This window comes from Corynebacterium sp. c25Ua_47 (assembly GCF_039907205.1).
In the GTDB taxonomy this organism is placed as follows: domain Bacteria; phylum Actinomycetota; class Actinomycetes; order Mycobacteriales; family Mycobacteriaceae; genus Corynebacterium; species Corynebacterium hiratae.
In genome coordinates this window covers 109,171-122,778 of record NZ_JASBOH010000004.1, presented here as the reverse complement: position 1 = coordinate 122,778, position 13,608 = coordinate 109,171, and the positions used below count along the sequence as shown (strand labels likewise).

The window sequence follows — 13,608 nt, the reverse complement described above, 5'->3', positions numbered from 1 at the left end:
CCGTCGAGGACTATCGCTCCGGTCCGGTACCGGTGCAGTGGTCCCGCCACGCCGTCCCGGTCAGCGGGTCCTCGACGATGCCCTGGGCGACAGGGTCGTAATTGAAGCCGTAGTGCTCGGTGCGGTGGGCGGGGCACACGTCTTGGACGGTGATGTTGGTGACGCCGGGTTCCCGCACGAAGGAGTTTTAGTGGGGGAGCACGGCATTGTCGTGCCGCGTGCCCAGGAAGGTGTACCGCACGCCCGGTCGAGTGATGTCGCCGATGGTCAGCTCATTCAGCAGCATGGAACCGGAGATCTGCTGTTCCCAGGCAAGCGCGTTTGTTTTGCCGGCGTTTCGGGAGTATCCGTGGCGCATCTCGGGGTGGACGTCAAAGCGATCGGCTGCGCTGTGCGCCCGGGGCCCGTGGTTCGAGGCACCGGTACCGATGAGCTGTTCGACGACCCGGTCCCGGGAATGAGGATGACGGGCAATTCACCGTCCCGGGGCGGCACCGGAAGTCGTTGGCGCCGGGGGCACCAGACCGGGCTTGGCCATGGACAGGGCCCGGGCGGCCGCGGGTGAGGTTTGCCGGAGGCCGGGCCACCGGTCGAGAAACCGCCGTCCGACAGCGACGAGGGGATTCTCGTCACCTCGTCGGGGGTGTTCCTATATAGGTTGTGAACTCCACGGGTGGGCTTGGGGCCTGACCCCCGGAAAGTAGACACGTCGGGGGTCAGGCCCATCCTTGGTTCCTCATTGGGGCATGTGATGGCGGGGATTTCTCTGAAGGTTTCGTTTTCCCTTGCTGGCGTTCTTTTTGCAGCATTTCTTGTTTGTACCGGCGTTTATCTCACTTTGGGAGCAGTTGGGAAGAGGTTCGCTAAAGTCGACTCTTTGAGCTGACTGAAATAGGAAGAAAGACACACTGATCATGTGTTGCTATGAGGAGTATCCTTCTTATTGTACAGAGTTAATAGTTGTCAGTTAGCGAAAAATTAGTCAGTATTGTTCTCTACTTTCTCAATCTCCCTCCGATTCGACACTCTCTTGAGCCTCTGACAATTGCGGCCACGAGTTCGTGACCATCGAGGTCGATTTCCTTTTGGCGCCACAATCATAGGCGACGAAGTCGGCAAGGACATCAAGATTTGGGATATCGCTACGGCAGAAACCGTAGAGGAGACCCGCGAGCTGGCTGACGACCTCCGCGCCCGCGTGCTTTACATGCTCAACCGTCTGGGCATCGAACCCATCTCGGAGGATGCACCCCTCTCGGCTTAGCTTTCAGCCGCGTGGGAACTCAGCTGAAGAGTGCGAAACCACTAATCTTGGTTCCTGAATACTGTCGAAATCTGTGTGGAGAACCGAAGATATCGTGACTGCCAACAATACTGCTGCGTACGAACCCGTACAGCGCATCCTGCTGCCCAAGCGTGGCGAGCCGGTCGACGTCCGCATGCTCTACCTCATCGAGTCCGAGCAAAACCGCGAGCGCCTCAGCTGGAGTGGCCGCACTTCCGTGACCATCCCGGCCGGCGAAGAGGCCTCCTTCGAGACCTACTTCAATGCGTTCCCGGCCGCCTACTGGCGCCGTTGGTCCCAGCTGAAGTCCATCGTGCTGGTCATGGACGTGGAGGGAGAGGCCAACATCTCCCTGTACCGCTCCAAGCAGGACGGCCAGCGCATCGCCGTGGCCAACCACGTGGTGACCACCGGGCACCACGAGTTTGAGCTGCCCCTGAAGAACTTCGAGGACGGCGGCCTGCTGTGGTTCGATGCCTCCGCCGTTGAGGACACCGTGCTTGCCGACGCCTCCTGGTGCGCCCCGCACGCCCCGAACCCGCAGCTCCTGCCGGACGGCAGCGAGTACCCGGCGCAGGAGAAGCGCGTCGCCGTAGGCATTCCGACCTTCAACCGCCCTACCGACGCCGTCGCGGCGCTGCAGGCGCTGGCGGAGGATCCGGTGGTGGACGGCATCATCGACTACGTCCTCATGCCGGACCAGGGCAACCAGCACCCAGCGGACGAGCCGGGCTACGACGAGGCCGTGGCGCACTTCGGTGAGCGCTTCCGCGAGTTCCGCCAGGGCAACCTGGGCGGCTCGGGCGGCTACTCCCGCATCATGTTCGAGGCGCTGGAGAATACCGACTCGCCCTACATCCTCTACATGGATGATGACATCGCCATCGAGCCGGATTCCATCCTTCGTGCGGTCCAAGCAGCGCGTTACGCCGCCAAGCCCTTCATCGTGGGTGGCCAGATGCTCAACCTGCAGGAGCGCTCCCAGTTGCGCACGACTGGCGAGCGAGTGAACCGCGCTGACTTCATGTGGGGTGCGGCCGAGCACGCCGTCTATGACCACGACTTTGCCAAGTACCCGCTGCGCGCTATCGGTGACGCGCAGTCCCACCTCGATCCGAAGAAGTACGACTCCCGCGCGCTGCACCGCCGCGTCGACGTGGAATACAACGGCTGGTGGATGTGCCTCTTCCCGCGCGTCGTGGCGGAAAGCATTGGGCAGCCGCTGCCGCTGTTTATCAAGTGGGATGACACCGAATACTCCCTGCGCGCCGCCGCCCACGGCTTCCCCACGGTGACCTGGCCGGGTGCTGCCATCTGGCACATGGCCTGGGCGGATAAGGACGATGCCATCGACTGGCAGGCCTACTTCCACCTGCGCAACCGCCTCATCGTGGCGGCCCTCTACCACGAGGGCGATGCGCGCGGGATTACCAAGTCCATCTTCAAGTCCACCCTCAAGCACACCATGTGCATGGAGTACTCCACCATGGCCATCCAGCTGGAAGCCATGAAGGACTTCCTGGCCGGCCCAGACCAGCTCTTCGACATCCTGGAGTCCTCGCTGCCGCGCATCGCCGCAATCCGCAAGGAATTCCCGGACGCCGTCATCATCGATTCGGCGGATCAGCTGCCCGCGCCCACCGGCGCGCCGGGCGTGCCCACCCGCAATGTCGGTGGCCGCCTGGGCAAGATCAAGAAAATTCCGTGGCTCATCAAGTCCGCCAAGCACCTGGTTACCAAGGAAGACCCGGCCCATCACGAGGCACCGCAGCTCAACCTCACCCCGGAGGAGGCCCGCTGGTTCACGCTCTCTCGCGTCGATTCCGCCACCGTCTCCACCGCGGGCGGCACCGGCGTGGCCTTCCGCAAGCGCGACCGCGAGCTAGCACTCGAGCTGGTGAAGTCCACCCGCGAGCTGCTCAAGGAAATCGAGGATAACTTCGATGACCTGCGCGCCGAGTACCGCGCGGCTCTGCCGGAGCTGACCTCCCGCGAGTCCTGGCGAAAGGTCTTCGATGCCCAATAAGCTTTCTGTCGCCGAATCCCGTGTCCTCGAGAAGATCCAGGATGCGGCCTTCGATGCGCCCGGCGTTCTGCCCACCGCGCGGGGTTTAAGCCACTTCGGCGAGCACGCCCTGGGCTGGCTGGCGCTCTCCGGCTTAGGTGCCGCCGTGAATTACCAGAATCCGGCGCGCCGCCGCCAATGGGTAGCTGTCGGTGCGGGTGCTTTCACGGCGCACGCAGCCAGCGTTGTGATCAAGCGCATTGTGCGGCGCAAGCGCCCGGACTATGACTACGTCAAAGTCGGCGTGAAAACCCCTTCTAAGCTGTCCTTTCCTTCTTCGCACGCGACGTCGACAAGCGCGTTCCTCGTGGGTGCTGCGCACGTTCTGGGAACCCCGGCACCGCTCGTTGGTGTGCCGGTCATGATGGCCTCGCGTATGGTGCTCGGGGTACATTACCCATCCGATACGGCGATCGGTGCCCTGCTGGGAGCCGCCACCGCGGAAGCATGCCATCGCTATGAAAGGAAGACCGCATGAGCGAACGTCCTAACCGCGTCGACGACGGTGAGCAGAGAGTCTTCCACTCTGAGCCGCACACCTCCGGTATCGATACCGGCCGCAAGCGCAAGCCGCCGAAGAACCTCGCCGACGGCATGGTGAAGGCCCTGCGCCCCAAGCAGTGGGTCAAGAACGTCCTCGTTCTCGCCGCCCCTGCGGCCGCGGGCGCGGATTCGCTGTTCCACACGCGCGTGCTTCTCGACGTCCTCCTCGCCTTCATCGTCTTCTGCATGGGCGCATCCTCCATCTATCTCATCAACGATGCCCGCGACGTGGAGGCTGACCGCGCGCACCCGACGAAGCGCTTCCGCCCCATCGCGGCGGGCGTGCTTCCGGTGAGCTTGGCTTATGCCATGGCCGCGGTGCTCATCATCGGTTCGATTGGACTGTCCTTCTTGGCCACCGCGGGCCTGCAGCTCGCCATCGTCATGGCCATCTACATCGGCCTGCAGCTGGGCTATTGCTTCGGATGGAAGCACATGCCGGTGATTGATATTGCCCTGGTGTCCTCCGGATTCATGCTGCGCACCATGGCCGGTGGTGTGGCCGCGGGCATCGTGCTCTCCCAGTGGTTCCTGTTGGTGGCCGCTTTTGGTTCGCTGTTCATGGCCTCGGGCAAGCGCTACTCGGAGATCCTTCTGGCGGAGCGCACGGGCGCCAAGATCCGTAAGTCCTTGGAGGGCTATACGCCTACCTACCTGCGCTTCGTGTGGACTTTGGCCGCCACCGCCGTGGTCATGTCCTACTCGCTGTGGGGTTTCCAGCTTTCCAACGAGTCTGATGGCCCGGCCAGCGTGTGGTACCAGGTGTCCATGGTGCCGTTTACCATCGCCATCCTGCGCTATGCCGCCGACGTGGACCGCGGCAACGGCGGTGCCCCGGATGAGATTGCCCTGGAGGACCGCGTCCTGCAGATCCTGGCCCTGCTGTGGCTGGCCTGTATTGCCATGGCGGTGTACATCATGCCGGTCATGATGGGCTAGACTCTCTCCTCATGCGAAAATCCGAATCACGTACCGCGGCGGCGCTCAGCGCGCTGGCCTCGGTCATCGTGATCGGAGTTTTCTCGTTTTGGGGCGGCTTTGCGCGCCGCTGGATTTCCGACGACGGCCTCATCGTTTTGCGTACCGTGCGCAACCTAGAGGAGGGCAACGGCCCCGTTTTCAACGCGGGCGAGCGCGTGGAGGCCAATACCTCGACGCTGTGGCAGTACCTCATCCTGCTTGCCCGCTGGGTCACCAACGCCCCGCTGGAGTCCATCGCCGTCAACCTGGGATTGCTTCTGGCGGTCGCGGCCATGATGTTGGGGGCGTGGGCCACAGCCCGGGCCTTCTTCCGCTCGGGCCAACTCGCCACTCCGCTTCTGGCGCCCGCGGGCGCGCTGGTCTACCTCGCGCTGCCGCCTGCCCGTGATTTCTTTACCTCCGGACTCGAGTGGGGCCTGTCCATCTTCTACCTCGCCGCCCTGTGGGCGTTGCTCCAGCACTGGGCGCAGTCTCGCGATAACGCCAGCGCCTACTGGCTGGCGCTGTGGGCGGGATTGTCCTGGCTCGTGCGCCCGGAATTCGCGCTCTACGGCGGGCTGGCCGGCCTGCTCCTCTTGGCGGCGCACCGCAACTGGAAAGTCTGGCTCGGCATTCTTGGCGCGGCCCTGCCCATCCCGGCGGGTTACCAATTCTTCCGCATGGGATATTACGGCCTGTTGACGCCGCACACGGCGGTGGCCAAGTCGGCGTCGTCAAGCGCGTGGGGCAGCGGCCTGGACTATGCCGGTGACTTCGTTGGGCCGTATGCCCTGTACCTGCCCGTTCTCGTGTTGGCGGGTGCTGCGCTGTGGACCTTCCGTGCCCATCTGCGCCCGGCGGCCCTGCGAAGCTCCACGACCGTCACTTACCTGCTGGTCGGTGCGGCGGTGGTGCATGTGGTGTACGTGCTGCGCGTCGGCGGTGACTTCATGCACGGCCGCATGCTGCTGCTGCCGCTGTTTGCCGCCCTCCTGCCGGTCTTCGTGCTGCCGCTGAGAGGCCTGGTGTCTGTGCTCGCGGCGGCCTTCTGCGCGGTGTGGGCCGTGGTGGTTGTGCTGCGCGGGCACCCCACAGACTGGGAGGCCTACGAGCAGCCGCTGTCCATCGTGGATGAGCGCGACTTCTGGACCTACGCCACGAACCGCGAGGCGGGTTACCCGCCGCGTTCGGCACGGGACTACATGACGATGAAGTTCATGCGCGGCTACGGGGAGGTCACCGAGAGGCTCGCGGACGGCGATGCCCTGGGTGTTATCTATGTAGAGGACAAGGAGAAGGACCAGCTCAATTGGCTCACCGTCCCGCGCGAGCCGGGCGCGGAGGAGCCGCCGACGGTCTACCTGGTCAACCTGGGAATGACCTCAATGAACGCGCCGCTCAACGTGCGGGTGCTCGACACCATTGGTCTGGCCACGCCGCTGGCCGCACGGATGCCCCGCGAGGAAGGCGGACGCGTGGGCCACGACAAGCACCTCGAACTGGAGTGGCAGGCGGCGCTGACGGGCGCGGACATCGAGTACCTCCCGCCGTGGTATGACAAGGAGAAGACTCGGCAGGCGCGGGCGGCGCTGGCCACCCCAGAGGTGCAGGAGCTTGTTGCTTCCTACAGCGAGCCCCTGACATGGGAGCGCTTCCGCGCGAACCTGGCCTTCTCCGTGACCACGGGGCGCACCCTCATGTTTTCTGCCGATCCGGCCGATTACCCTGCCCACTAGCTTGGGGCGGGCTGGCAAATACCCCCACGGGGAGGCAAAAATTGCCAGGGTGCGTTACGCTACAAAAGATTCTCGTTATTGATCCGTAACTATCGCTGGCGTGTTGGCGATGTAGTAATGGCAGTAAAAATGTTAAGGAGAAACATGAGTTCACTAAGCTCTGGCCTGCGGACTCGGGTCCTCTCAGTGGTGGCCGCTATTGCCGTGGCCTTGGGCCTGGTCGTGACCGCCGGCACCCAGGAAGCATCCGCAGCTCACCGTGACTGGCTGCGCGCGGACGCCACCGGCACCTGCGAGTGGGATGGCATCGGCTTCTGGGTGCAGCGCTGCGATGTGTGGTCCCAGGCGATGGGCCGAAACATCCCGGTGCAGATCCAGCCAGCCAAGAACGGCGGCAACGCGGGCCTCTACCTGCTCGATGGTCTGCGCGCGACCGATTCCACCAACGCGTGGATCCATGACGTCAACGCCGCGCGCACCTACGTGGATCACAACATCACCCTGGTGATGCCGGTGGGCGGCGCTGGCTCCTTCTACGCGGACTGGAATGGTCCGGCTACGTACGATCTGGTCAAGCCGGTCAACTACCAGTGGGAGACCTTCCTGACGCAGGAGTTGCCGGCTTACCTTGAGGGCAACTTCGGCGTGGCCCGCAACAATAACTCCATTGCTGGTCTGTCCATGGGCGCTACCGCAGCGATTACCCTCGCTGGCAAGCACCCCGAGCAGTTCCGCCAGGCGCTGTCCTACTCTGGCTACCTCACCACGACGTTGCCGGGAGCTCAGACCTTTATGCGCCTGGCGCTTCTCGACGCCGGCGGCTTCAACATCAACGCCATGTACGGCTCCGTCATCAACCCGAAGCGCTTCAGCAATGACCCCTTCAACCTGATCCCGGATCTGGCTGCAAACGGAACGGATGTTTACGTGTCCGCCGCTTCCGGTGTTCCAGGGCCGCTGGATCAGCAACGCTACCTGCCGCAGCACATCGCGTCCGGTATGGCGTTGGAAGCCTTCGCCAACGGCACCACCCGCCTGTGGGAGCTCAAGGCTCGGGCGATGGGTGTTCGCCTGCAGACGGATTACCCGGCCCAGGGCCTGCACAACTGGGAGCAGTTCGGTTACCAGCTGGAACGCTCCAAGCCGCAGGTGCTCAACGTTATGAACGCCTGGTAACTAGCTAGCCGCCGTGCCCTTGGGCGTGGCGGCTTTTTCATCCCGCCGCTGGGCGTGTCCCCCTACCGAAAGTCTCAAGTTAAACTTAAACTTGAGAACACACTAGACCGCTCACCACGCGTGCGGCGGCGAGTTCCGCAGGAGGGGAACCTGCGGAGCTCGCTCGCGGCACCGCGTGCCCTTATCTCGATATACCCCTTAAAAGGACTCTTCAATGCCGAACACTGCGTCATCTCAGCCTCGCCGGTCCGCTAAGGATTCCGGCCTGCGTTCCCCGTCCGCAGCCCGCAAGGGCCTGACCATCGCTGCGCTGCCCACCGCCGTGGCAGTGGGCTTTGCGTTGCTGCCTATCGCAAACGCGCAGTCCTCAAGCTCCTCGAGCGAGGGCATTACCGACCTGCTGGGAAGCTCTAACTTCTCCGATTCTTTCGCCCCGTCCAACCCGCCGCAGCGTACCCCGGTGGAGACGGAGTACCCGAAGATCGAGGGCCTGCCGGAGGGCGTGTCCGTCTCCCGCGTGGAATACCTGACCAACCGCCACCTCAAGGTCTACATCAAGTCCGCCGCCATGCCGGACAAGGAGCAGGTCGTGCAGATTCAGCTCGCGCGCGATTGGTACTCTAGCCCGGACAAGACCTTCCCGGAGGTCTGGGCCCTCGACGGCCTGCGCGCGCGTGATGATGAGTCCGGCTGGACCATCGAGACCAACATCCTGTCCCAGTACGCCGACCGCAACGTCAACCTCATCATGCCGGTCGGCGGCGAGTCCTCCTTCTACTCCGACTGGCAGAAGGAAGACAACGGCACCCACTACATGTGGGAGACCTTCCTGATGAAGGAGCTCATCCCGATCCTGGAGAAGGGCTACCGCTCCAACGGCAAGCGCGCCGTGACCGGTATCTCCATGGGTGGTACCGCCGCCATGAACCTGGCCGAGCGCAACCCCTGGGCCTTCAAGTATGTTGGCTCTTTCTCGGGTTACCTCGACACCACCACCACCGGTATGCCGGAGGCCATTACCGCCGCGCAGGCTGATGCCGGCGGATTCACCTCCACCAACATGTGGGGCGATCTCTACTCCCAGGATTGGATCGATCACGATCCGAAGCTGGGTATTGAAAACCTCAAGGACATGAAGGTCTACGTCTCCGCCGGCAACGGCAAGGACGACTACGGCCAAATCGGCTCCGTGGCGAAGGGCCAGGCCAACATGGCCGGCGTGGGCCTAGAAGCAATCTCGCGCATGTCCACCCAGACCTTCGTTGACTACGCCAAGCGCGTCGGCGTCGAGCCGGTCGTGAAGTTCCGCCCGACCGGCGTTCACAGCTGGGAATACTGGCAGTTCGAGATGACCGAGGCATGGCCCTACATCGCCGATTCTCTCGGCTTGGACAAGAGCGACCGTGGCGCGGACTGCACCCCGGTTGGCGCCATCGCTGAGGCCACCAAGTCCGGCATCATCGGCTCCTGCGTGAACAACGAGTATGACGTCGCCGAGCGCGGCAAGGCCCAGGACTTCCAGGCCGGCACCGCCTACTGGTCCCCGGAGACCGGTGCGCACGCCGTCATTGGCCGCATCGGCGCACGCTACTCCGAGCTCGGTGGCCCGACCTCCTGGTTGGGCTTCCCGAAGACCGGTGAGGAGAAGACTCCCGACGGTCGCGGACGCTACGTCCACTTCGAGCATGGCTCCATCTACTGGACCCCGGAGACCGGTGCGTGGCCAATCCCGAAGGACTTCTTCGACGCCTGGGGCAAGAACGGCTTTGAGGGCGGCGACCTCAAGTACCCGGTAGCCGAGCCGCGCAAGGTCGGCGACGGCGAGGTTCAAGAGTTCGAGGACGGCGTGCTGACCCGCAACCCGGACGGTTCCTTCCACATCGTGCACGGTGCTATCGGCGCGAAGTACAAGGAGCTGAAGGCTGCTGACTCCGAGCTGGGCTTCCCGGTGGGTGAGGAGAAGGCCGTCAACGGCGGCTTCTTCCAGGAGTTCGAGCACGGCAACATCTACTGGTCCATGGACTCCGGCGCGCACTACATCCTCAAGGGCGAGATCTTTGATGAGTGGGGCAAGCACGGCTACGAACAGGGCGAGTTCGGCTGGCCCACCGAGGATTATGCGACGATCCCGGCCGGCGGGCTGACCCAGACCTTCCAGCACGGTGTTATCCGCAAGGTCATGGGTCAGGTTCAGGCGGATAAGAAGTAGGGACGGCCATGCGATTTTTCTCCGCCCGTCCCGCTGCGACAGCCGGCGCGGCCGTGCTGCTGGCCGTCGGCACGGTGCTGACCGGCTGTGGTTCCGCCACCGTCGAGGAAGGTGAGGCCACCGAAACGTCGGTGGCGCCGCTGGAGCGCTCCTCGGGGGCGAGCGGTGAAACGTCGGCAAGCAAGGCGTCGGCCAGCTCAGCGTCGGAGTCGCCCTCCGGGCAGAGTGAGCGAGCGCAGGAAGACGAGCCGGAAGACCGCGGCGCGCGCGAGATCTCCGAAATCCCCGCGCCCGCGCCTGAACAGGGCCCGGACCAGGACTTCCTGGCCGCAGTGGCTGAGAAGGGCGTGAATATCGACGGTGTGGAAGACCAGCTGGTGGGTGCCGCGCAAGCCTCCTGCCAGGGCGATACCGTCACCGTGCCCGCGGTGGCCGGGCAGCTCATCGAGCAGGGGCGCAGTGAACTCGGCCACGAAGAACTCGTCCAGCTCATCACCGAGCAGGGCCGCGCGCTCTGCGCTCAGTAATGTGGCAGGGATTTTCCAGTCAATCCCGCACCTTCCCAAGGTAGAAACTTCTTCATGCGTAAAACCATGCGTAACACACTGACCGTCCTTGCCGTGGTCGTCCTCCTCGCCCTGATTGGCGGGGGAGCGGTTCACTTCCTCAATACCCGCGAGGAAGGGGAACAAGGAAACCTTGCGGAGCCTGCCCCCTCCCAGGAGGAGGACAACACGGCTCCCGAGCAGCCGGACTGGTGCCCGCGCGTGGAATTCATCTCCGCGCCGGGAACGTGGGAATCCGCCGCGGACGATGATCCGATCAACCCGGGCGCGAACCCGAACTCCTTCATGCTCTCGATCACGAATCCCCTGAAGGAGGCCTACGTCCCCGAGGACGTTAAGGTGTGGACGCTGCCGTACACCGCGCAGTTTAAGAACATCAACGCGCAGCACGAGATGAGCTACGACGATTCCCGCAACGAAGGCACCTCGCGCCTCGAGGGCGAGCTGACCTACATGCACGAGACCTGCCCGGACACGAAGTTCATCCTGAGCGGATTTTCGCAGGGAGCGGTCATCGCGGGTGATGTGGCGGACCGCATCGGCGGCGGCAATGGACCCATCCCCGCGGAGAGCGTGGCGGGTGTGGCCCTCATTGCGGACGGCCGGCGCCAGGACGGCGTGGGCATTAACCCGGGTGCGCACGTCGGCGGCGTGGGCGCGGAGATTGCCCTGCAGCCGGTGTCGACCTTGATTCAGGGCATCGTCCCGGGCGCCACCATGCGCGGTGCGCGCGCCAATGGCTTTGGGGAGTTGGCGGACCGCACTTTCCAAATCTGTGCGCCGAATGACTCTATTTGTGATGCGCCCCTGGACGTGAGCAACGGGCTCGAACGAGCGCGTGACCTCATCGACGCCAACGGCGTTCATGCACTGTATGCCTACAATCCGGACGTTATCGAAGGGGTCACCACCAACCAGTGGGTCACGCAGTGGGCTAAGGACACCATCGACGCGCAGTAGCGCTTGACGACGTCCCGCCCGCGCGCCATGTAACGTTCGGCACACTCCTTCTGATATTTTCAATGTCAAAAGTACGTGAAGCAGGGGTGCGCGCCCCTCTCTACCCTACGAAGGAGCTTTCCCACATGGACCTGAAAGCCTTGATCGGCCAGTTCTTCGACGACAAGGGCAACATCGCCCTGCCGCCTCACCTCACGTTGGCGGGGCTCGCCGAACACGTCTATGCCGCGGAGCAGCAGGCGGGAATCCCGGATCGCCCGGTCATGCGCCAGTGGGTCTATACCGATAATCCGGAGGGCACCCCGCGCGATATCACCCGCTCCCAGGTCAATACCCGCATCAAGGCGGTAGCAGCGCGCCTGCAGCAGGTGGGCAAGATGGGGGATCGCGTGGCCATCCTGGCGGGCAACTCCCCCGAGTACATCTTCGGCTTCCTGGGCGCGATGTACGCCGGTATGACCCCGATCCCGCTCTATGATCCGAACGAGCCCGGCCACACCGATCACCTGCGGGCGGTCTTCGGCGATGCCAACCCGTCGATCGTGCTGACCAACAACACGTCCGCTGCCGCCAACCGCGCGTACTTCTCGGACCGCCCAGCAGCCGAGCGCCCGCGCATCATCTCCATCGACTCCCTGCCGGATTCGCTGGCACAGAGCTGGGTCAACCCGCTGGAGACGGAGGAAGGCAAGGCCGCGCTTGCCGCGCTACAGACCGCGCCGCTGGATCAGCCGGCCTTCCTGCAGTACACCTCCGGTTCCACCCGCACCCCGGCCGGCGTGCTGCTGACCAACCGCAACATCATGACCAACGTGCTGCAGATCTTCACCGCGGTACAGATTAAGCTGCCGGCCCGCGTGGTTTCCTGGCTGCCGATGCACCACGACATGGGCATCATCCTGGCGGTTTTCGTGACCATCCTGGGCGTCAACCTGGAGATCATGACGCCGCGTGACTTCGTCCAGCAGCCTAAGCGCTGGATTGACCAGCTCAAGCGTCAGCCCATCGATGAGCAGCTGCAGGGAACCTACGCCGTGGTTCCCAACTTCGCCCTCGAGCTCGCCGCGCGCTACGGTGCTCCGGCGGCGGGGGAGACGCTGGACTTCAGCAACGTCGATGGCATCGTGATCGGCTCGGAGCCGGTCACGGAATCTGCGGTGAACTCCTTCTGGGAGACCTTCGGCAAGGAGGAGTATGGCCTGCGCCGTGAGACCCTGCGCCCGTCCTACGGCATGGCGGAGGCCTCGCTGATTGTGACCACCCCGCAGACTCTGGAGCGCCCGATCATTTCGCACTTCGATCGCGAGCGTCTGGCCGAGGGCGAAGCGGTCATCGTCGAAAAGTCTGCGGACTCCGTGGCCTACGCCTCCTGTGGTCAGAGCGTCGTGGCTCAGCACCTGACCATCGTGGACCCGGAGACCAAGGTCGAGTTGCCGGATGGCCGCGTGGGCGAGATCTGGCTGCATGGAGAGAACCGTGCCGCCGGCTACTTGGACCGCGCGGAAGAAACTGCCTCTACCTTCCACAACACGCTCGGCGAGCGTTTGGCGGAGGGCACCCGCGTGCCGAACGCGCCGGAGGACAACAACTGGCTGGCCACCGGTGACCTGGCGGCCATCGTGGATAACCAGGTGTACATCACCGGTCGTCTCAAGGACCTCATCGTGGTGGCTGGCCGCAACCACTACCCGCAGGACATTGAAGGCACCGTGCAGGAGGCCTCGGACCACGTGCGCGCGGACTCCATCGCGGCCTTCTCCGTGGAAGGCGGCAGCACCGAGGAGCTCGTGCTGCTCATCGAGCGCGCCGACGACGCCAACCCGGCCGATGACGCCGCTGCATCCGAGGTCATCCGCTCCGCGGTCTCCGCGAACCACGGCGTGACCCCGGCCGTCATCCAGTGGTTCAGCGCTAACGAAATCAAGCGCACCTCTTCGGGCAAGATTGCCCGCCGCGTGGCCAAGAAGAGCTACCTCGCCTCTTAAAGGCGCCGCACCCTCCAACCCCCGTTCCCCGCGTGAGCCGTGGGGGCGGGGGTTGCCGCTGCCTGTGGGTATGTCGGTTATGAGACCTAAGTTAACAAAGTGAGATAATCGTCCGATAACCCC

At 64.1% G+C, this 13,608-nt stretch carries 11 protein-coding genes and 1 pseudogene; 10 read left to right on the top strand and 2 right to left on the bottom strand.

The window, feature by feature from the left end; translation table 11 throughout:
* Nucleotides 1-10: 10 nt before the first annotated feature.
* Complete coding sequence (locus QKE52_RS05400; protein ID WP_154762579.1) at nt 11-178, bottom strand: hypothetical protein; 168 nt, start codon at nt 176-178, stop codon at nt 11-13.
* 9 nt (nt 179-187) lie between these two features.
* Complete coding sequence (locus tag QKE52_RS05395) at nt 188-358, bottom strand: hypothetical protein (protein ID WP_154762578.1); 171 nt, start codon at nt 356-358, stop codon at nt 188-190.
* 747 nt (nt 359-1,105) lie between these two features.
* Between QKE52_RS05395 and QKE52_RS05390 the strand changes: the two are divergent.
* The 10 genes and pseudogenes from QKE52_RS05390 to QKE52_RS05345 all read left to right on the top strand — a co-directional run.
* Nucleotides 1,106-1,264, top strand: a pseudogene (locus QKE52_RS05390) (protein tyrosine phosphatase); the annotation flags it as partial.
* Nucleotides 1,265-1,358: 94 nt separating this feature from the next.
* Nucleotides 1,359-3,311 (top strand): glycosyltransferase, encoded by a 1,953-nt coding sequence (locus tag QKE52_RS05385; RefSeq protein ID WP_347948347.1) that lies wholly within the window; start codon nt 1,359-1,361, stop codon nt 3,309-3,311.
* Nucleotides 3,301-3,828: a phosphatase PAP2 family protein gene (locus QKE52_RS05380; protein ID WP_070545139.1), complete on the top strand. Its 528-nt coding sequence runs from the start codon at nt 3,301-3,303 to the stop codon at nt 3,826-3,828. Before QKE52_RS05385 ends, QKE52_RS05380 begins: the two co-directional genes overlap by 11 nt.
* On the top strand, nt 3,825-4,832 hold the full coding sequence (locus QKE52_RS05375) for a decaprenyl-phosphate phosphoribosyltransferase (protein ID WP_049156922.1): 1,008 nt from the start codon (nt 3,825-3,827) through the stop codon (nt 4,830-4,832). The genes QKE52_RS05380 and QKE52_RS05375 overlap by 4 nt, the downstream gene beginning before the upstream one ends.
* Before the next feature lie 11 nt (nt 4,833-4,843).
* Nucleotides 4,844-6,589: a hypothetical protein gene (locus QKE52_RS05370; RefSeq protein ID WP_347948346.1), complete on the top strand. Its 1,746-nt coding sequence runs from the start codon at nt 4,844-4,846 to the stop codon at nt 6,587-6,589.
* Nucleotides 6,590-6,733: 144 nt separating this feature from the next.
* Entirely contained in the window at nt 6,734-7,765 is a 1,032-nt protein-coding gene (locus tag QKE52_RS05365; RefSeq protein ID WP_193394656.1) for an alpha/beta hydrolase family protein, read from the top strand.
* Between the two features lie 214 nt (nt 7,766-7,979).
* A complete protein-coding gene (locus QKE52_RS05360; protein ID WP_347948345.1) occupies nt 7,980-9,974 on the top strand; it encodes an alpha/beta hydrolase-fold protein in 1,995 nt (664 codons plus the stop codon).
* Nucleotides 9,975-9,982: 8 nt separating this feature from the next.
* On the top strand, nt 9,983-10,501 hold the full coding sequence (locus tag QKE52_RS05355) for a hypothetical protein (protein WP_347948344.1): 519 nt from the start codon (nt 9,983-9,985) through the stop codon (nt 10,499-10,501).
* 66 nt (nt 10,502-10,567) lie between these two features.
* Nucleotides 10,568-11,500 (top strand): cutinase family protein, encoded by a 933-nt coding sequence (locus tag QKE52_RS05350; protein WP_049156975.1) that lies wholly within the window; start codon nt 10,568-10,570, stop codon nt 11,498-11,500.
* 125 nt (nt 11,501-11,625) lie between these two features.
* Entirely contained in the window at nt 11,626-13,485 is a 1,860-nt protein-coding gene (locus QKE52_RS05345) for a FadD32-like long-chain-fatty-acid--AMP ligase (protein WP_347948343.1), read from the top strand.
* The last annotated feature ends 123 nt before the right edge of the window (nt 13,486-13,608 follow it).

Coding starts and splice junctions, on each gene's coding strand:
- QKE52_RS05365 (WP_193394656.1), top strand. CDS start 6,734: ATGAGTTCACTAAGCTCTGGCCTGCGGACTCGGGTCCTCTCAGTGGTG.
- QKE52_RS05360 (WP_347948345.1), top strand. CDS start 7,980: ATGCCGAACACTGCGTCATCTCAGCCTCGCCGGTCCGCTAAGGATTCC.
- QKE52_RS05345 (WP_347948343.1), top strand. CDS start 11,626: ATGGACCTGAAAGCCTTGATCGGCCAGTTCTTCGACGACAAGGGCAAC.
- QKE52_RS05375 (WP_049156922.1), top strand. CDS start 3,825: ATGAGCGAACGTCCTAACCGCGTCGACGACGGTGAGCAGAGAGTCTTC.
- QKE52_RS05355 (WP_347948344.1), top strand. CDS start 9,983: ATGCGATTTTTCTCCGCCCGTCCCGCTGCGACAGCCGGCGCGGCCGTG.
- QKE52_RS05380 (WP_070545139.1), top strand. CDS start 3,301: ATGCCCAATAAGCTTTCTGTCGCCGAATCCCGTGTCCTCGAGAAGATC.
- QKE52_RS05370 (WP_347948346.1), top strand. CDS start 4,844: ATGCGAAAATCCGAATCACGTACCGCGGCGGCGCTCAGCGCGCTGGCC.
- QKE52_RS05395 (WP_154762578.1), bottom strand. CDS start 358: ATGCGCCACGGATACTCCCGAAACGCCGGCAAAACAAACGCGCTTGCC.
- QKE52_RS05350 (WP_049156975.1), top strand. CDS start 10,568: ATGCGTAACACACTGACCGTCCTTGCCGTGGTCGTCCTCCTCGCCCTG.